Genomic DNA, 18,464 nt, shown 5'->3' with positions numbered 1-18,464 from the left:
AAAAAATTATAATTTAATGAATTGTAAGATCGCCGTTAAATCCGCCTAAATCCATTATTTCTTCATAACATGTATTGGTTAGTTCAGTAATTGTCTGAGGCGGTCTTTTTAATATTTTTCTCTTTTTTAAAGTATCTAATGATATCGGGGAAGATAAATGAAAGTGCATATTAAATATCAACACTGTTGTAGGTTTTTTTGCAATTTCTTCGATTTCTTTTGCAGAATAAACCGTTCTATTTCCAATAAAGTTCATAATTTCTTCGGGACTTGTTAAGTCTTTTTTAAACTCATCCAAAACTCCTAAAGAAGTAATCTCTTTATAATCGCAGGATCTGTAAAATAATAAAATATCTCCCTTTTTAATATTTTTTACAGGACTATGGGATAAAAATACTTTTTTAATGGTATCTCCTTTGATAACCGGATCTCCAAAATATTCGTCCAATGTAATTGATGTTTTTTTGTTATAATCCATAAAAAGTTTTTCGTGGTATTCCGGTCTTATCGGTACAACTAGCTTTTTAACGCGCGTTCCGTCGTAGAATATCGGGTAATATTTTTTAAAAATATCATCGTAGCTGCAAAACATCAGCTGGCGCTTATCCGGCTTTAAATCTTTGAAAAATACGGTTTCTCCGTCTTTATTCAATCCAATATTAAAAAACCCATATTCAATTACCAAATTTACTAAATGGTCATAATTAGAATTAACAATATGATTTAAATATAATTCATCAATTGAATTATCAATACAATAATCTATCGCTTTTTTTAGCAATACCTCATCTAAATTGTAACCTTCATGATCAAACTTTAAAACATGTATTTTAAAACGCCTTTTTTTAGGTAAGGGCGGATCAGTATCAATTATTTCATAATCATCGTTTGAAAATATTAAAATAGCACCTATTTTACCATTATTTTGATAGCACCAACATTTCATTCCTTCCAGGGCGTTTTTTGAATACCAATCATTAAATTTTGGATAATTTACCCTTAAAGAATCAAATATTGAATCAGCTACATCCAATTTGTATAGGGGTATAAGTTTGAGTTGAGGTAGTGTATATCTCTTTTTAATTGAATAAAATTCTTTAAAGAACTCTAAAGCTTCATTCAATGATAAAACCCTATCTTTTATATTTAATTGAACTGATTTTTTATGAATATTCTTATTTTCGGTTACAAGATAGTTTACAGCATCCTTATAAACAGAATATAAAATATCATTCTCAATTTTATCTTTTGAAGTATTGGATGATCCAACAATTGAATTAAACGTTAAATCTTGCAAATGGGAAGGGGGTTGTTCTAAAAACGAGTACGAATCTAATTTTAAAAGAATTTTTTCATTGATCTCGTTTTTAATTTCTTTGATAGATGAGGGGTGTATTAAAATAGTCTCTTTTTTAGTAAATAGGTTAAATAACTCCGTTAATATTGTTAGAACTTCAAAATCGTCTTTTCCATGGATAAAAATGTTTGCATCTAAAAGTACCTTCAAATTATCCCCCTTAAAACTAAGTTATAGTGTATTGTACCTCCAAAATATTAATTTTTTTCTATAATCTTGCATTAAAAAATTTAAAAAAAAGACAATAATCAGGTTAAAATTAAAAAAGAAAATATTGAATTTTATGTAATTTATGTGGATGAATTCTAGGTTACTTATTGGAATATGGATTTGAACAACCATAAGGCTGAAAAATTGAAATAATCAAATTTAGTTTTTTAAACAGATAATTACTAAAATACCATTCAAACATTGAATTTTCCAGTTTCAAGCTCTTTTAACTCCAATTTGCCATTTAAATTTACATTTTTTCAAATATATCGGATACCTTTTTTCCGCTTTCTTCCTTGAATGTGATGTTCTTTCCCTTTAGGGCAGATTCTAGATTTTCTCCTATTTTTCCTGCTATGAACAGGTCAACTTTATTTTTTGCCATTATGTGAGCAACAGACCATCCTGCTCCACCCCCACCAATTGCAAAAGGATTTTTCATGGCTTCTATAAGTTTATTATCCTCGTAAATAAGAAAATAAGGTGCTCTTGCAGCTGCGGAACTAATTTCTGAGTTCGAGTCTTTACCTTCTGAAGCTATGGCTATTCTCATGATTTTACCCCCATTAACTTATCTATTATTATGCCCTGAATAATTGACATAAAAATCATTACCAAACTTAAAATTGCGATATATTTCCAGCCGAAATATAAAACAGCAATCGGCAGTAGCGGTATTTTTAATGCCCTATTGTATAAAAAACAGGCAATGAGTCCATGTGTCATTCCTTTATCTTTTAGATCTGCCAAGAGCGGATACCACATATAAATTGGGCCACTTGATAAGATTCCACCAATAATTACAAAAATCCATTTTTTAATTCCGTTCTCGACAAGATATTTTGTTACCACTTTTGGAGTTATAAAGTAATCCGATAACGCCAATAAAATGAATATTAGAATAATGACGGGAATTATTTTTAAAATTATATTATAAGAAAATTTCAGGCTTGAAAAGAATAGATCTTGCGAAAAGATAAACACAATCACATATATTAAAAGTACGGCCATCAAAAAATACCATGATCCGGAGATTGAACTTATTTTACTTTTTAAGCCCATTTTAGATTACCTGTAGAATTGATACAGTTATTACGGCAACTATTATAGATAAAATAAATGAAGTAATGTTTCTTAAAAACGTAAATCTTTTCCCGAGTATTGCGGACTCTGCAGGAAGTTGTATAATCCCGACTGTTACCCAAGACACTAAAAAAGCAGTTACTGCAACCAAACTGATACCTTCATTCAACAATTCTCCTGCCAAAACATAACTGACTATCGGGTTTCCTGCAGATATACTTCCAATCAGGCTCCCGATAAATGAATCTAAAAATGTGCTTTTGCTGAATATTTTTAAGTAAAATGATTTGGGAATTATTGTGGTAATCAGACTGACCAGCAGAATAGTTCCCACTATCAAAGGAAAAGCGTTCCACAAAGATTTTGCTGATTTTTTAGTCGAAGATTTTGGTGGCATGTATAATTATATTATTTTTCAAATGTTTAAAACTTTTCTTAAATTCTAGAATAAGAGAATTAATGGAAAATAAGATTTAAAATAGCTTTAATTTAAAATTATTATACCCATTTTTCAAAATTTCAGGAAAAACATTTTCGAAAATTTAATATCTAAGTCATACTTAAATTTATAATTGTACAAGTTTTAGGAATTATTTTAACTAGTGGGGGAAGATTATGCTTAAGAATGAAAATGAAGTTTTGGAAACTAATGGAATTTATTATATTTACAAAAATGGAAAACGAAAAAAATACGAATCATGGCTTTCAGGTATTTTCTCTTTTTTATATGATCCCATAATGAGTAAATCTGTGTTTCCAAAAACTTTGGGGTCATCAATGGAAAAACATGAATTATTCTTAAAAGATAAGCTGAAGTCCATTCACGATCAGGAAGTTTTAGAACTTGCAACCGGTAGCGGGAATTTATCCCAATTTTTGCCAACTGATAATCGATACTCAGGGGTGGATGTAAGTGAAGGATTGTTAAAAATAGCTTTTAAAAAGTTTTATAAAGCGGGCTTTAAAAATGCCAAATTATTTTTATGTGGCGCAGAAGAACTGCCTTTTAAGGATAATTTTTACGACGTCTGCGTATGCAATCTTTCATTAAATTTCTTCAATGGTCTCGACAGTGTTATTAACGAATTAAAGAGAGTTTTAAAAACGGGGAGTAAATTTATATGCAGTGTTCCTGTAACGGGCAGAAATAAGCGCAAAAATACGATTCGGGGAAAATTATATTCCGAAAACGAATTAAAAGATATTTTTGAAAATAAAGGATTTTCATTTAAACCATACGATTTTAAAAACGGTTCCTTACTTTATTTTTCAGCTACTTTAGAAGAATAGCAATTACTTCAGTTTTTTTAAATAATTATTCAGTTATTACTTAATTTATGATTTAAAAACTGTAACTCAGAAAATGGATCTTAAGTTAAATTGGGGTGACTACCATGCATATTTTATTAAAAATAATCAGTTTATTGGTGTTTTTAACTATTTTAATGTCGTTAATGTCTGTAACAAAGTCAAAAAATAATACTGAAAACATATGGGCAGTATTGGATAAAAATGCCTCGGAGGAGATTTATTTCGACGAAAACTTGCTGAATGAGAATATTCCTCCCGTTGTAAAAAAATTTATTAAAAATTCGATAAAAAACGGAACTAAAATTCCAGATACTGTTATTTTGGATATCGAAGGTAAAATGAGGACTAAAATAGATGAAACTGCCCATTGGAATGATATTTATTCTAAAGAAATACTTTCAAAAGAAGGTTTCGTATGGAAAGCGCAGTTAAAAAGTGGGCCTGTAACACTAAAAGGTGCAGATTATTATTTTAAAAATAATTCTGAAATAAATTTTGCACTTTATGGATTAATCCCTGTTGTAAAAGAATCCAACAATGATATAACCAAATCTGCACGTGGAAGGCTTGCAATAGAGTTAATTGTTTGGAACCCTTGGGCAATAATACCTGATAAAAATACTAAATTTAAAGAAGTTGATTTTGAAACTTTTTCAGTATCTTTTGAAATTGATGGTGAACCTGTAAAAGTTAATTTAAAAGTTAATGAAAACGGCAGTTTAAAGGAAGTTTACATGAATAGATGGAATAAATTAGAAAATGGATCTTATGGATACATTCCATTTGGCGGAACTGTTTCTGATCATTTAGAAAAAGATGGTTTAAAAATTGCTAAAACACTGAATGTCGGATGGAACTACGGAAATGATGATTATATTGAAACATTTTATTTCAATGTAACAGCTGCTGAATTTTACTAATTTCAGAAAAAACTTATCATAACTTCAATATTTTAGTCGGGCTATTTTTAAATTTATTAAATTTTAATCTATTTTGGATAAAGATAACTAGAAAATAATATATATTACCAGCTATTCAATTTTACTTGTAATTATATAAATTAAAATTGATTGGAGGTAATATAACTCAGTTGTTTTTTGGGATAATGGCACGTAAATGCCCAAAACAGGCAATTAAACAGGTTAATTGAAATAAAACTATTTTTAATGACATAACTTTTAAAATAATGTTTAAAATTAAGTTCTAAGACTTAATATCGATTTTAACGATTTAATCTAAAAAACGTTAAATAATTAAAGAAATCCCTTTAAAAATATTAATCAAGCGTATTTAAAAATTCAGGTGGACAAATGCGGTTTAAAAATATATTTTTGATATTACTAAGCTTGCTGCTTTTATCATCGCTTACAGCAGTTTCAGCAGATATTGGAGACGAGGGTAAAGTTAGAGTAACATACCTCTGTTATACTCCAAACGAAGCTCTTGAACTCGCAAGCGAGTCTAACGACTACAGCGACCTAATAGAGTACACATATATCGATTATTTAACAGCGGATTATTCGGCTCTTACAAGCGACATCTTAAATGCAACAGAAACAGGATTCCTCGAAACACAGGATGTAATCATCTGTGATGCATTCATGGACTTAGCAATTAATGATCCATCAATTGACGCTTCATTAAGAAGCGCAAAAGAGAATGGAGCAGAAATGTACTGCTTAAGGCCAATGACTACAAGTCTTGACGGTTTTAGCTATTTTGATTACGTTTCAGACGGATACAGAAACGACACAGTATGTGATTACTACCAGAACATGGGAACCGATGGAGAAGGTTTAGAAAACGCAGAAAACCTACTTACGTACTTAGCAGCAGGTGCACCAGGTTTTGTTGATACAGTAACCATTACTGGTGGAAAAGTCGATACTTCTAAATATGTATTTGTTCTGGGTAGTGACGTTAACACAGATGCATTAAATAGTGCAATTTTGGATGAAACTATTGCAAACAACTTGAATATTACTGTATTTACAAAAGATAATCCAGTACCTGAAGGATTTGATTTTTCAGATTACGGAATGATCTTTATAGACTCACAGTCTGTTTCATTGGTGGAAGATTGGACTTTTAGCATAAAATCCGCTGCAAAAGGTGGAGCAAATGTTATCGTGTATAATTTATCATCAAATGTTTCAATTTCAAACATAGATCTTCGATCTGACGAATATACTGATATCGAAAGATACTGGGTTCAGGGAGGAGATGTGAATCTCGAAAACATGATTAAACTTATGGGACAAAAATTCTCAGGTTTATGGACTAAAGAAGAGATTTCTGAACCTGAAATAGTAAAAGAAAAGGTAAATATCACATTAATAGATAGCGCAGGTAAGGCCTTTTACCTTAAGCAGATTGTCGAAAATAGAACGATAATTACAGATAATTTCAATATAAGAATGATGACTAGTGAGGAAGCAGTAGCAAACCTTACAGATGCATCTGACCAGGATATAATAATACTTTACATGGCCAGTGATATCAGTTCTTTGGAACCCGTATTTGCAGATGCAAGAGATAATTATGGAACAGACATATGTTTTGTTGCATCACCGGAGGATTCAAGAAACACCCTCAATTTGAGTGTTAATAACGTGTTATATAACTATGTTGAGAATGATGGGCCTACAAACATGGAAAACCTTGTTCGTTACATTGGAGCAGAGGTTGAAAACTATTACATCGAATATGGTCCATTAGCGGATCCTGCAATACCTATTGACGGTATATATCACCCCGATGCTTTCCCAAGGATATTTGCTGATAGTACTGAATATTTAGAATGGTATTCAAGCAGAACTGATGGACATGCATATGACGAAAATGCACCTACAATAGGTATTATTACCTATGAAATAGAATCAACGAAAGAACAGTTCGCTACAGACGATGCAATAATCAGATATCTTGAATCACAAGGTTGTAATGTAATATATACAACTAACGAAGTTTGTAGGGCAGATGTGGACTACCTCACAAAAGATGGTGAAGTACTCGTTGACGCAATGATATCTTTACCTAAATTCAGTCTGGGTAATCCTCAAGAAGAGGGTGTCGAATATCTAAAATACTACAATGTTCCTGTTTTAAAAGGAATACTGGATTCATTTACAACAGTGGACGAATACTACAACAGTACTCACGGTGTTGACCCACTGTCTCTTGCAATGTCCGTAACAATGCCTGAAATTGATGGATGTATTGATTATATATTCATTGCAGGAAGAAATGAAACATCCGATTCTGAGCTAGTACTTTATGAACCTATTCAAGAACAGGTTGAATGGTTATGTGACCGTGCGATAGGGCAGGCAGAACTTGGAAGAACTAATAATTCTGATAAAAAAATCACTATATTATACTGGAACCACGATGGTGGAAAAGAAAGTATTGGTTCTACGTATCTTGACATTGGTTCAAGTTTCACATTAATACTTGAAGAAATGCAAGCAGAAGGATACGATATTGGAAACAGTACGATTCCTGATGGGGATGAATTCTACGACTTATTTATCGCAAGCAGAAACGTTGGGGCATGGGCTCCAGGTGAACTTGAAAAAGTCGTTGAATCTGGTAACGCTATCCTTTTACCATTGGATGATTACCTTGAATGGTATAATAATGATAGTTACGTGCCAGCATCAGTAAGAGACGAGGTTGAAGGTACATGGGGTGAAGCTCCTGGAGAAATTATGACTTATACAAATAATACAACAGGAGAACAGTTCTTTGTAATACCAACAGTTCAAATGGGAAATATTAATTTCATACCTCAACCAACAAAAGCGTTCATGTCCAGTGAAGCGTTAATATACCACGATACATCAATACCATTAACTCACCAGTATCTAGCAGTATACTTCTGGATTAACCACGTATTCGATGCAGATGCGATAGTTCACTTCGGTACCCACGGATCACAAGAATGGTCAGGTGGAAAAGAAGTTGGTATTTGGAGATACGATTACCCAGCATTATGTGTAGAAGATACGCCAGTTATCTATCCATACATCATGGATAACGTTGGTGAAGGTAGCCAGGCAAAACATAGGGGTAACGCAGTCTTAGTCGATTATTTAACGCCTGCTATCGTAGAAGCGGGACTATACGGCGATCTTGCAGATATGCACGAAAAAATCCATAACTATGAGGATGCAATAAGTAATAATAACACAAACATGTCTGCTCTTTACCGTGATACACTTATAGAACTGTATGAAAATAATTCAATGGAATACGACCTTAATGTAACCACTGAAGAACTTCAAAACATGTCTGATGAAGATTTTGGATTTTTCATGAGCAACAATGTGCACAACTATTTGCATGAATTGCAATCGATGCTAATGCCTTATGGAGTCCATACTTTCGGAGTTGCACCCGAGGGCGAAGAACTGATATGCATGATTAAATCAATGCTTCGTGATGACTTTATAGAACATATTTATGCAGTAATTCCTGAAGAAGAAGGAGACGAAGAAGACCGGGAAGATTTAGCAAATGAATATGCATATGATCTAATAAATGCTACAGTAATTGATGGAACAGATGTATCAGTTGCTCAGATGGAAATTCTTAACTTAACCGATACAAATGTTACGGCTGATCTTAATACTGGATTAGAATATGCTGCAAATTTAGCAAACACGACTCAAGAAATTACCAACTTTATGCGAGCACTCAATGCAGAATTCATTGAACCTGCACCTGGAAACGATCCAGTAAGAAATCCAAGTGCATTGCCAACAGGTAGAAACTTCTATGGTTTTGACCAGAGAAAATTCCCTGATGCAGAAACTATGGTATACGGATACGAGCTTGCAGGCCAATTGCTTACCACTTATAATGCTAGTCACGGTACATACCCTGACAAAGTATCCTACACACTATGGGCAATAGAAACATTCAGGCACCATGGTGTAATGGAAGCGCAAATATATGCAATGCTCGGGGTTAAACCTGTAAGTGATGGTGTCACAATTGTTAACTTTACGGTAATACCTGTAGAGGAACTGGGTCGCCCGAGAATTGACGTACTTGTCCAATCCTCTGGATTATATAGGGATACGTTCCCATTCCAACTCGAAACAATCGATAAAGCTATAAGATTGGTTGCAGAATTAAATGAAAGCTATGAAGACAACTATGTCAAAATGCATTCTGATCAGATGGAAGCACAACTTCTCGAACTTAACTATACTGAAGAAGAAGCTGATTTCCTTTCGAAATGTAGAATATTCAGTGAAGCAACTGGTAACTATGGAAATGGAATGGACGATGCAATCGAAGCAAGTAACACTTGGGAAAATGAATCCAAACTTGCAGACTTCTTTATATCAACGACGTCCCACATATACGGAGCAGATGTATGGGGAGATAAATATGAAGACGTCTTTACAATGAATTTAATGGACCTCGATGCATGCGTTCACAGTGATTCCACGAATTTATATGGTATTATTGATAATGACGATTACTATGCATATTTAGGAGGTTTGGCTCTTACAGTAAGAGTACTTACTGGAGAAACTCCTGAAGAGTACATAGCAAATTTAGAAAATGTGGCAGATATGAAGATTATTTCATTGAACGAAGCATATAGGACTGAATTACGTTCAAGATACTTGAATCCATTATGGATAGAAGGAATGATGGAAGCGGATTATGCCGGTGCTTTCTCGATGATGAAATTTACCGAGTATTTATGGGGTTGGGATGTAACGAACCCCGACATGGTTACCGATGCCGACTGGAATACGGTATACGACGTATATATCAACGATAAGTATGATATGGGATTAGATGAGTTTTTAATGACTGAAAATCCATATCAATTCCAAGCAATGACCGCAAGAATGATGGAAACAGCGCGTAAAGATTACTGGAATGCTGATGATGCAGTCTTAGAAAATTTGGCAAACGAATTCATTCAATCAGTAGTGGATTATGGAGTTACCTGCTGTCACCACACGTGTGGAAACTTAGAACTTAACGAGTGGGCAGTGGCACATTCTTCACTTGACGAAGAAACATTAAAAGAATATGAAAGATTATACGAAGAAGCTACATACAAAGATATAGACGTTTCTTCAGAAACTGGAACTACAGTTACCGATTCAAGCTCTGAACCAGACACATATTCAAAAGTGTATTCTGGAAATGAATCAGTAGTCGAAGCAGTAAATGCAACGAATGCAACAGTAATAACAAACACTACAATGACTGAAGATGCAGCACCAAGTGTTGGTTCTGATGGGGGTAGAAGTAGTACTAGTTCAAGTTCGAGCTCAAGTTCAGAATCATCCTCATCTTCAACATCAAAAACACAAAAAGCATACGAAGTTACGATGAATGATGAACCAGAAACTTCTGAAACTTCTGGAACAACAGTTATTGCAATTATTGGTGCAATTGGAATGACAGGACTTGTAGGTGTTGGATACTTTAAGCAAAACCCAGAAGTATTTACAAATATTATAAATGCTCTGAAACTTTTGAGAAGAAAATAAATATTTTCTTTTTTTATTTTTTTAAATTAAAAAAAGTAAAAAATTATAGTTTGAAGCAATTTTATATGGCTTATTTTCAAAGCACATGTTATTTTCAGGATTTTTTAAATTAATCCATAAATTTAAATATATTTAAAATACATCAATATATATCGATATATATTGGTATATCGAAAACTATAAATATATTTCATAATATATTGATTTCCATAAATATCCATATAATTCGTCTAGAATTTAGAATGCATGTTAGTATTTGGTGAAAAAGATGTTTGGTTGGTTAGATTATGGTGCGAGATACGTTGTAGAAAATATCCTAAATTTGAGTATGGAAACTGCAATTGCCTCATCAGTTCACTTTTTCATATACGACAGCTTAAAAATTGTAATTTTGCTTTCTATAATGATATTTTCAATTTCATACATTAGAAGCTATTTTCCACCCGAAAAAACAAAAAAAATACTCGAAAAGTATTCCGGAGTTTCTGGAAACATTATGGCATCATTACTTGGAATTGTAACACCATTTTGTTCATGCTCCTCAGTTCCACTATTTATTGGATTCGTGGAAGCGGGAATCCCTCTTGGAGTTACCCTTTCGTTTTTGATCACCTCTCCGATAGTAAACGAAGCAGCTTTTGCAGTACTTTTGGCATCTTTTGGATGGAAAATAGCAATGCTCTACGTAATTTCCGGAGTAATTATCGGGGTGATTGGCGGAATTATAATTGGTAAACTTAAAATGGAAGATCAGGTCGAAGAATACGTATATGAAATAAGAAGCAGGGCTCGAAAAATAAAGAAATTAACTCAAAAAAAGCGTTTAAAATTTGCAAAGGACAATACAAAAGATATTGTAATGAGAGTCTGGCTTTACATCTTGATTGGTATTGGAATTGGAGCAATAATACACGGTTATGCGCCAGAAGCGATTCTTGCAAAATATGCGGGTCCAGATAATCCTTTAGCAGTAATTTTTGCAACAATTATTGCAGTACCTCTTTATTCAAATGCGCTTGGAACAATCCCTATTGCAGAAGCGTTAATTGGAAAAGGAGTAGGAATTGGAACTGCGCTTGCATTTATGATGGCAACAACTGCGTTATCCTTCCCAGAAGCAGTTTTACTTAGAAAAGTAATAAAACCAAAATTAATAGCTGCATTCTTTGGAATTACGAGCATTGCAATTGTAATTACAGGATATTTATTCAATATCCTCCTTTAATTTTAATTATAATGATATCAAAAATTATTTCGAGGTAATAATTATGAAAATAATCGTATTAGGGATGGGATGCAAAAAATGTATGGACGTTTATGAAAACGTGAAAAAAGCAGTAGAAGAACTAAAAATCGATGCAGAAATAGCAAAAGTTACAGACGCTGCAAAAATTGCAGAATACGTAATTTCAACCCCTGGGCTCGTCGTTGACGATGAAGTGATATTTGAAGGAAATGTTCCAAGTGTTGAAGAAATTAAGAATGAGTTATCTAAACTTTAATATTGGAATAATAAAACTTGAAAATTATATATTTTAATTATACTGTAATCGAAATATACACTTTAGATAATTCTATAAATTTAGTTAAAAAATACCCTTTTTAAACGTTTTTTCACAATCACAGAGTATTTATAGTTATTTTTGAAAAAATTATAATATCTATTTTTGATGGCGGATATAGATATGTTGGATGCAATAGTTTAAGAATATCATTTTGGGGTTTTTGGAGGGGGTTGATTGTGTACAAATGTCTGGAGGCAATATCTATAATTTTTGTAGTTATTTTTGCAGGGTGTCAGATGGAAACGCCGGTTGATACATCCACTGGTTTCGAAGGTCAAAATGAAGCAACGGTATTGATTGAAGATTTTTCATATAAACCTGCAAGCATAACTGTGAAGGTTGGAACAACAGTTACATGGGTTCAAAAAGATGGTGTAAGGCATACTGTAACATCAAATGATGGAATATTTGATTCAGGACTTCTTTCAAAAGACTTTTCGTGGAATTACCCGTTCAATGAAACAGGAAATTTTGATTACTACGGTATGCCTCACCCATACATGAAGGGAACTGTTGAAGTGGTAAAATAATGCCAGAAACTGCATTTAAACTGGTTTTTTACACGGGATTTACTAACTTTTTATTTATTTTTTTAATATTTATATCTTGCAGATGCAGAAATTTTCTGCCCAAATATATACTTGATCTAAAAATTTATAGAATAATTTTCAAATATCACTGCTATTATTGGGTTTTATTTTTAATTTCAATAGCAATTCACGCTTATGGAGTATACTTATTAAGATATGGGGGGTAAAATCATGGATAAAAAGTTTTTTGAATGCAAAGTTTGCGGGGATATTCATCAAGGTAAAAATGCGTCAAATCCATGTCCAACATGCATGACTAAAGACTCGTACGTTGAAATTACAAAAAAAGAGCTTCCGGAAAAACTTGGAATGTAATATTTATTATTTTTAAATTTTTTATATTTTCAATTTTGAACTAATTTTGGCAAGTTTTATATAGGTTGATGTTAACAATATCTAACATTGAGTTAGAAATAAGTAACATAATGTTTGAAATAGATAACAGTAAGTTGGAGTGATTTTGAATGTTTGGAAAACCGGAATGGTTTGAGAGAAGAAAGTTTGGTGGCTGGGGAGTTCGCCCAAAAACATGGCAGGGATGGCTTTATATCGCGGTAATGGTTTTACCATACATAATATTTCAATCGCTACCGTATTGGGATGAAACAACAAGAACATACGTTACAGTAGCATGGCTTTTATTTTTACTTCTTGATGTAGGGCATATCATGGTTAATCTCGATAAAGATGAACGAGAATTTAAAATAGAAGCAATATCTGAGAGAAATGCTGCATGGGCAATGGTTTTAATTTTGGTTGCCGGAATAATGTATCAATCTATTATAAGTGCTTTGAATCAAAGTTTTTACGTCGACTGGTTTTTAGTTGCAGCTTTGTTTGGTGGAATGATCGTAAAAGCGATTTCAAATTATTATCTGGAAAAATCTGAAATTTAGGAGAGTTATATGGACAGTAAATTCAAAAATAGACTTAGTTTAGGATTTTTAATAATGCTTTTTGGAATATTTATTGAATACATATTTGAGGTTAACAGTTTAGTAACTGCAGTTTTGGTAAATGCAGGGGTTATTTTAATAGTTTATAATTTATATCTTCACATAAAATACCGTGAAATTCCATCAAAAGATGAAAGAATACGAAAAATTGCAAATGCAGGACTTGCATATTCTTGGGTTTTGACATTTTTAATAATGAATCTAATATTTTGGGTAGATTATATTAATTGGTTTGAAATAACTGTTTCGCAGGTAATTGGAATAATTTATTTTGTAATGCTGATAAGTGCGCTTTTATTTCAACAGTACTTTAAAAAACAGGGCGATGTTGAATGAAAACAAGAATAAAGGAATATAGGGCAAAGTACGACATGACCCAAGAAGAACTCGGAAAAATTGTTGGAGTGAGGAGGGAAACCATAAGTTTTCTTGAAAAAGGAAAATATAATCCTTCATTAAAACTTGCCCATTCGATATCAAAAGCGCTGGATACAACAATCGATGAGCTGTTTATTTTTGAAGATGATGAATAAAAAAATGGTTAAAAAAAGTTTATCGAAATATTATTAAAATAAAAAGAAAGGCATCAGCAGATCATAAAGTGGCTCATCACAAGTTCAGCCGGGGATAACATCATCATTTGCCTTAATTGTTTAAATATACTGCCCTAAAATTCCAATGACTTCATTTTGAAGTTCATTTTCATCAGTTGGGTCCATTTCGATATACGAATTTGCAATAATGTAAAATGGCATTTCGTTCTTTTCAATTGTTGATATATATATGTATTCCTCGCCAGATTTTATGCTTGTTTTTTCAACATTTCCCATAATTTTGTTTAATGTTTGAAAAATACCACTGTACTGACCTGCAACTTCTTCGGGGTCTTTTAATGTGGAAATGATTGTTAAACCTTCATCATTAACTACCGTAACATCCAAAAGATCGTGCGAAAGAGCAATTTCTAAAAGATCGTAAGTGTCGGATGCTTTTTCAGGATTTTTTGAAACCGCATGGCTTTTTAATTTTTGAAGTCCTTCGATTACTTCAAGTTCAAGCATATCTTTTGCTTCCTGTTTAGTATCTTTCTCATCTTTTTTTATTTTAATTAATGTATGGTATGAACCAAAAAATCCTGCACCGAGTGAAACCGTAAACAAACTCAAATTTTCCATTCTTAGACCCCTTTGGATATTTTATCGTTTATTTTAATTTTTGAAGTCCATTTATTACTTCATCTTTTAATTCTTCGCATTCTTTAGCTTTTTCTTTCTTCCTTTTTTGTAGGGTTAATTTTAAAATCGAAAAAGAACTTATAAAACCTATTCCTAAGGATATTGCGAACAGGTAGGTGTTATTCATAAAAGCCCTCTGTTAAATTATGGGTATTAATATAATGTCAAAAATATTTAATCGTTTTTATTTATACCCATTATATGATGTAGTGAATTTTTCAACAGCAATATTTAAAAATTCGATTTCGATATTATTCAATGTCAAAATATCTGAAATTTCCTTTTTGATTTTGTCAGTATTTAAACTGCTTTTTATAAATCCAAGCATTTTTTTAGGAACTAGAATTATTGAACATTTACATTTATTGCCATCATTTTGATTTAGCGACATATGAACTTCAAATTCGGCTATATCGTTTACATTTTCTAAATATTCATGTATTCCGCGTTCAATTTTTTCTTTCAATTGTTCCGATTCGGTTCTTTTTTCATCAGAATGTTTGGCTTTTATTTTATTGAGTTCTTTTTCAAGATCTATCTCGTATTTATTTATTGACGTATCGGGTTCTGATTTTGCTGATTTCTGATTAATTACGGTTATTTCCGGAATTATGTCAATTACATATGAGTCAAAAATAGCTGTAATCTCTTTTTTGATTATTTTTGGATCTACGGCAGATTTTACTCCGTATTCACTATCTGACGTTGTAGTTATGAAACATTCTGCAATAAATTCGCCTTCATCATTATATTCTATTGAAAGTTCGCTATCAAATTTCGTAACATCTGTATTTTCTTCAAGATAATCATTTATTTTTTCTAAAAGTTCGCTTTCTATCGCACTAATTTCGGCTTTTGATGGTTCAAAGACATCTTCTAAAAGATTTTCAATCATATCATCGTTAACAGTTTTTATACCCAATTTTTTCATCAATTCTTCTCTTGAAATATCTTCTTCGATTTCGTCTACTTCATCAAAATCTTCTTCGATCTCAACGATTTCTTCAACTTTTGGAGTATATTTTGGAATTTCGGGTTCTTTCTGCTGAATTTTTACAGATTCTGACTTTTTAGCTGAAATTACTGAATCAGGGTATTCTTCAACAAAATAATCCAATTTTGATTTATTGTATTCGTAAACATCAATTGCAACATTGTCATCTTCTTCAACAAGATTATTAAAAATTTCAAAAGCACTAATTCCAAAAGTTAATTTATTTTCAGCCTGATAAACTGCAACATTCGGAGAATGTTCTTCATATCCAATATAACCCCTTAAATAGTTTCCATCACTCTTTTTGAAGAGTTCCACAAGCGTATATCTTCCAAAATATTTTTCAAAATCGTCAGAAGCTCCCAATTTTATTGGCCTGCCTTCTGGAATTGATATTCTTGCATCGTTTGTCACAAGTACTTTCTTTTTTTCTAAAGCGATTTTTTTAACGGGATTTTCGCTATAAAATAATCTTGCATCTGAACTTTGCATCATAGATAACATAGAATCTGTGTAGGAAAAAATATCAACAATGGCACCAAGATCTGCCATTTTCATGGCATTTAAAATAGCATCATTTCCAAAAAATTCCCCTTCGTATTCAGAATATCCACCAATAATTTGTTTATCTTTTAAAAAAAGATGACTTTCTTTAAATTGTCCATTACTTTTCAAGGAGAGTCGAATATGCCCTAAAAAATCATCCGGAAGTTCATCAAAAAGTTCTTTATAATTCGATCCCATTTTCACAAATTTTCCTTCTATGATGTCCATGTTATCCCTTCTTAATTCGTTTTGATATATTTGAAGCAATAAGTCCGGCAAAAACGCCAGCTCCAAATCCATTATCGATATTTACCACAACAAGTCCAGGACTGCATGAATGAAGCATCGTAAGTAGTGGTGTGAGTTTATAGCCGTATCCAACAGAAGTAGGAACTCCAATTACTGGAATATCAACAAGAGACGAAATTACTGATGGAAGTGCTCCTTCCATTCCTGCAACCGCGATAATACAGCACACATCCTCTTCAATCATCGATTTGACTGGAGTAAATAACCTATGTATTCCTGCAATACCTACATCGTAATTTTTTATTACTTCGCAACCCATTATTTTTGCAGATTCGGCTGTTTCTTCTGCTACGGGAATATCCGAAGTTCCTGCTGCAAGTATCCCGATCTTTTCAGTTTTTTCAACTTCAAAACCTCGTTTTTTTAAAACAGCAGTTCTTCCAAGTTCATTTATTTCTAAAATTAAGTCAGTTTCGTCTTCAAGGCATTTTTTAAGATTTTCTATGTCATTTATTCTTGTTGCAAGAGAAATGTTACTTTTTAAAGCTAATTCTTTTAAAATTTTGGCAACATCTTCACAGCGTTTCCCTTCAGCGTAAATTACTTCTGGAATTCCGGTTCTGAGTTTTCTGTTGGTATCAAGTTTACAAAAGCCGCCTAATTCATCAAAATAATTTAATTTTAATTTTTTTTCGGCTTCTTCTAAACTTAGATTTCCGGTTTTAAATTTTTCGAGGATCTCTCTCATAGTGTCATCTGCAATCTAAAAACTATCTCAATTATGTCCTGTTGTAATATATATTTTTTAATCTTTAATTTTTCAACAAATAATTATTAAACTCTCTGCCATGAAATATCATTTTCATCGAAAAATTCGACGTATTTTCTTTTATCTTCGCCATACAACCCTTTCCAGTCGATCCCTACAAAATCAAAGTCTTGTTTTGAAATCATCTGATTTAATATGTTTTCAGAGAGTTTTGCATGTTTTGGAGTTAAATAACCAATATAATATTCTTCTTTTAATGCAAGTTTCGTAAATTTTGGAGAATAGTGTCCTCCGCCGATTCCGATTATTTTTTCTTTTTTTTCGTATTCAGAATTTTGAATGGAGTTTAATGTATCAATCAATGAATTTGTAATAATTTCTGCCGCATCATCTATCTGCCACTGTTCTTCACTGCTTCCAATTTCTACAAATGCAGACGGGGCTTTTAAATCCGTTGGGCCGTGATGTAACACTTCAAAACTCACATCAAATCCTAATTCTTGATATTCTTCCATTTCATTGTATTTATTCATATTTTGGAGCATCAATGTATTGAATATCGGGTTACAGGGGGAAATTTCTTCTGAATTTCCTCCACGTGAATTATCTTCAGTTAAATTTCCGGGGGTGTGTACTGTGAGTGTTGGTTTTTTGCTTTCACTTGCATGTTTTGATAAAAATATGTACATTTCAGATATTGGAAAATCTGAAGAATTTGATTGAGTTGACTTTTTTTCAATTTCAAATACGTCGTAGCCGTAATTTTGAACATGTTTTTTAATGTTCTGACTCGCAGGGTCGGTTTTTGAAGAAATAAATAAGTAATCCATTTTAATCGCCTAAATTCATTTGCCAATTTTTGTTATCTTAAAATTACCAACTTTTCTATTTATAGTTTCTTTATTTTCGAATTTTGTACAAATAATATTCATTTAAAAAGATGCTCTAAAAGATGCCAATTAAAAATATGAAATTAGGTTAAAATGGTTATTAGGTTAAAATTTTAAAAAATTGATATCCATACTCTATATATACCCCGTATTCTATAGTTAAAACGAAATATTATTTAATT

19 protein-coding genes are annotated in these 18,464 nt (G+C 32.1%); 10 read left to right on the top strand and 9 right to left on the bottom strand.

Annotated elements, in window-relative coordinates; translation table 11 throughout:
* Positions 1-13: 13 nt before the first annotated feature.
* The 4 genes from MMARC5_RS04165 to MMARC5_RS04150 form a co-directional block, all read right to left on the bottom strand.
* Complete coding sequence (locus MMARC5_RS04165) at positions 14-1,507, bottom strand: PIN domain-containing protein (protein WP_011868590.1); 1,494 nt, start codon at positions 1,505-1,507, stop codon at positions 14-16.
* 310 nt (positions 1,508-1,817) lie between these two features.
* Positions 1,818-2,120: a NifB/NifX family molybdenum-iron cluster-binding protein gene (locus MMARC5_RS04160; protein WP_011868589.1), complete on the bottom strand. Its 303-nt coding sequence runs from the start codon at positions 2,118-2,120 to the stop codon at positions 1,818-1,820.
* A complete protein-coding gene (locus tag MMARC5_RS04155; RefSeq protein ID WP_231288465.1) occupies positions 2,117-2,452 on the bottom strand; it encodes a hypothetical protein in 336 nt (111 codons plus the stop codon). Before MMARC5_RS04155 ends, MMARC5_RS04160 begins: the two co-directional genes overlap by 4 nt.
* A 178-nt stretch (positions 2,453-2,630) precedes the next feature.
* On the bottom strand, positions 2,631-3,047 hold the full coding sequence (locus MMARC5_RS04150; RefSeq protein WP_011868587.1) for a permease: 417 nt from the start codon (positions 3,045-3,047) through the stop codon (positions 2,631-2,633).
* Positions 3,048-3,265: 218 nt separating this feature from the next.
* Between MMARC5_RS04150 and MMARC5_RS04145 the strand changes: the two genes are divergently transcribed.
* The 10 genes from MMARC5_RS04145 to MMARC5_RS04100 all read left to right on the top strand — a co-directional run bounded on the left by MMARC5_RS04145 (position 3,266) and on the right by MMARC5_RS04100 (position 14,132).
* Complete coding sequence (locus MMARC5_RS04145; RefSeq protein WP_011868586.1) at positions 3,266-3,940, top strand: class I SAM-dependent methyltransferase; 675 nt, start codon at positions 3,266-3,268, stop codon at positions 3,938-3,940.
* A 104-nt stretch (positions 3,941-4,044) separates the two neighbouring features.
* A complete protein-coding gene (locus tag MMARC5_RS04140) occupies positions 4,045-4,881 on the top strand; it encodes a DUF6544 family protein (protein ID WP_011868585.1) in 837 nt (278 codons plus the stop codon).
* Positions 4,882-5,271: 390 nt separating this feature from the next.
* Positions 5,272-10,488 (top strand): cobaltochelatase subunit CobN, encoded by a 5,217-nt coding sequence (locus MMARC5_RS04135; protein WP_011868584.1) that lies wholly within the window; start codon positions 5,272-5,274, stop codon positions 10,486-10,488.
* A gap of 268 nt (positions 10,489-10,756) precedes the next feature.
* Positions 10,757-11,713, top strand: a complete 957-nt coding sequence (locus MMARC5_RS04130) for a permease (protein ID WP_011868583.1) — start codon at positions 10,757-10,759, stop codon at positions 11,711-11,713.
* Positions 11,714-11,756: 43 nt separating this feature from the next.
* Positions 11,757-11,990, top strand: coding sequence for a thioredoxin family protein (locus MMARC5_RS04125; protein ID WP_011868582.1), 234 nt, complete (start codon positions 11,757-11,759; stop codon positions 11,988-11,990).
* A gap of 299 nt (positions 11,991-12,289) precedes the next feature.
* Positions 12,290-12,583: a cupredoxin domain-containing protein gene (locus tag MMARC5_RS04120; RefSeq protein WP_011868581.1), complete on the top strand. Its 294-nt coding sequence runs from the start codon at positions 12,290-12,292 to the stop codon at positions 12,581-12,583.
* 231 nt (positions 12,584-12,814) lie between these two features.
* On the top strand, positions 12,815-12,958 hold the full coding sequence (locus MMARC5_RS09745) for a rubredoxin-like domain-containing protein (protein WP_011868580.1): 144 nt from the start codon (positions 12,815-12,817) through the stop codon (positions 12,956-12,958).
* Positions 12,959-13,107: 149 nt separating this feature from the next.
* A complete protein-coding gene (locus tag MMARC5_RS04110; RefSeq protein ID WP_011868579.1) occupies positions 13,108-13,539 on the top strand; it encodes a hypothetical protein in 432 nt (143 codons plus the stop codon).
* 9 nt (positions 13,540-13,548) lie between these two features.
* The gene (locus MMARC5_RS04105; protein WP_011868578.1) at positions 13,549-13,935 is read left to right on the top strand and encodes a hypothetical protein; all 387 of its coding nucleotides are present in this window, start codon (positions 13,549-13,551) and stop codon (positions 13,933-13,935) included.
* On the top strand, positions 13,932-14,132 hold the full coding sequence (locus MMARC5_RS04100; protein ID WP_011868577.1) for a helix-turn-helix transcriptional regulator: 201 nt from the start codon (positions 13,932-13,934) through the stop codon (positions 14,130-14,132). Before MMARC5_RS04105 ends, MMARC5_RS04100 begins: the two co-directional genes overlap by 4 nt.
* 120 nt (positions 14,133-14,252) lie before the next feature.
* Here the strand turns inward: MMARC5_RS04100 and MMARC5_RS04095 are convergent, their stop codons facing one another.
* The 5 genes from MMARC5_RS04095 to MMARC5_RS04080 form a co-directional block, all read right to left on the bottom strand.
* Complete coding sequence (locus tag MMARC5_RS04095; RefSeq protein ID WP_011868576.1) at positions 14,253-14,774, bottom strand: hypothetical protein; 522 nt, start codon at positions 14,772-14,774, stop codon at positions 14,253-14,255.
* Between the two features lie 28 nt (positions 14,775-14,802).
* Positions 14,803-14,961, bottom strand: a complete 159-nt coding sequence (locus MMARC5_RS09740; protein WP_196793259.1) for a hypothetical protein — start codon at positions 14,959-14,961, stop codon at positions 14,803-14,805.
* Between the two features lie 57 nt (positions 14,962-15,018).
* Entirely contained in the window at positions 15,019-16,602 is a 1,584-nt protein-coding gene (locus MMARC5_RS04090) for a DUF2226 domain-containing protein (protein ID WP_011868575.1), read from the bottom strand.
* 1 nt (position 16,603) lies between these two features.
* Positions 16,604-17,371: a nickel pincer cofactor biosynthesis protein LarB gene (gene larB, locus MMARC5_RS04085; protein WP_011868574.1), complete on the bottom strand. Its 768-nt coding sequence runs from the start codon at positions 17,369-17,371 to the stop codon at positions 16,604-16,606.
* An 86-nt stretch (positions 17,372-17,457) separates the two neighbouring features.
* Complete coding sequence (locus MMARC5_RS04080; protein ID WP_011868573.1) at positions 17,458-18,222, bottom strand: D-aminoacyl-tRNA deacylase; 765 nt, start codon at positions 18,220-18,222, stop codon at positions 17,458-17,460.
* Between the last annotated feature and the right edge of the window lie 242 nt (positions 18,223-18,464).

The organism is Methanococcus maripaludis C5 (genome assembly GCF_000016125.1).
Lineage (GTDB): Archaea > AGJL01 > Methanococci > Methanococcales > Methanococcaceae > Methanococcus > Methanococcus maripaludis_D.
Note: the sequence above shows the minus strand (reverse complement) of the source record. Positions and strands in the feature narration are given on the sequence as shown.

Excerpts from the sequence above, each read along its gene's own strand:
- MMARC5_RS04130 (WP_011868583.1), top strand. The coding sequence starts at position 10,757 with ATGTTTGGTTGGTTAGATTATGGTGCGAGATACGTTGTAGAAAATATC.
- MMARC5_RS09745 (WP_011868580.1), top strand. The coding sequence starts at position 12,815 with ATGGATAAAAAGTTTTTTGAATGCAAAGTTTGCGGGGATATTCATCAA.
- MMARC5_RS04105 (WP_011868578.1), top strand. The coding sequence starts at position 13,549 with ATGGACAGTAAATTCAAAAATAGACTTAGTTTAGGATTTTTAATAATG.
- MMARC5_RS09740 (WP_196793259.1), bottom strand. The coding sequence starts at position 14,961 with ATGAATAACACCTACCTGTTCGCAATATCCTTAGGAATAGGTTTTATA.
- MMARC5_RS04140 (WP_011868585.1), top strand. The coding sequence starts at position 4,045 with ATGCATATTTTATTAAAAATAATCAGTTTATTGGTGTTTTTAACTATT.
- MMARC5_RS04120 (WP_011868581.1), top strand. The coding sequence starts at position 12,290 with ATGGAAACGCCGGTTGATACATCCACTGGTTTCGAAGGTCAAAATGAA.
- MMARC5_RS04080 (WP_011868573.1), bottom strand. The coding sequence starts at position 18,222 with ATGGATTACTTATTTATTTCTTCAAAAACCGACCCTGCGAGTCAGAAC.
- MMARC5_RS04090 (WP_011868575.1), bottom strand. The coding sequence starts at position 16,602 with ATGGACATCATAGAAGGAAAATTTGTGAAAATGGGATCGAATTATAAA.
- MMARC5_RS04150 (WP_011868587.1), bottom strand. The coding sequence starts at position 3,047 with ATGCCACCAAAATCTTCGACTAAAAAATCAGCAAAATCTTTGTGGAAC.
- larB (WP_011868574.1), bottom strand. The coding sequence starts at position 17,371 with ATGAGAGAGATCCTCGAAAAATTTAAAACCGGAAATCTAAGTTTAGAA.
- MMARC5_RS04125 (WP_011868582.1), top strand. The coding sequence starts at position 11,757 with ATGAAAATAATCGTATTAGGGATGGGATGCAAAAAATGTATGGACGTT.
- MMARC5_RS04110 (WP_011868579.1), top strand. The coding sequence starts at position 13,108 with ATGTTTGGAAAACCGGAATGGTTTGAGAGAAGAAAGTTTGGTGGCTGG.
- MMARC5_RS04095 (WP_011868576.1), bottom strand. The coding sequence starts at position 14,774 with ATGGAAAATTTGAGTTTGTTTACGGTTTCACTCGGTGCAGGATTTTTT.
- MMARC5_RS04160 (WP_011868589.1), bottom strand. The coding sequence starts at position 2,120 with ATGAGAATAGCCATAGCTTCAGAAGGTAAAGACTCGAACTCAGAAATT.
- MMARC5_RS04100 (WP_011868577.1), top strand. The coding sequence starts at position 13,932 with ATGAAAACAAGAATAAAGGAATATAGGGCAAAGTACGACATGACCCAA.
- MMARC5_RS04135 (WP_011868584.1), top strand. The coding sequence starts at position 5,272 with ATGCGGTTTAAAAATATATTTTTGATATTACTAAGCTTGCTGCTTTTA.
- MMARC5_RS04145 (WP_011868586.1), top strand. The coding sequence starts at position 3,266 with ATGCTTAAGAATGAAAATGAAGTTTTGGAAACTAATGGAATTTATTAT.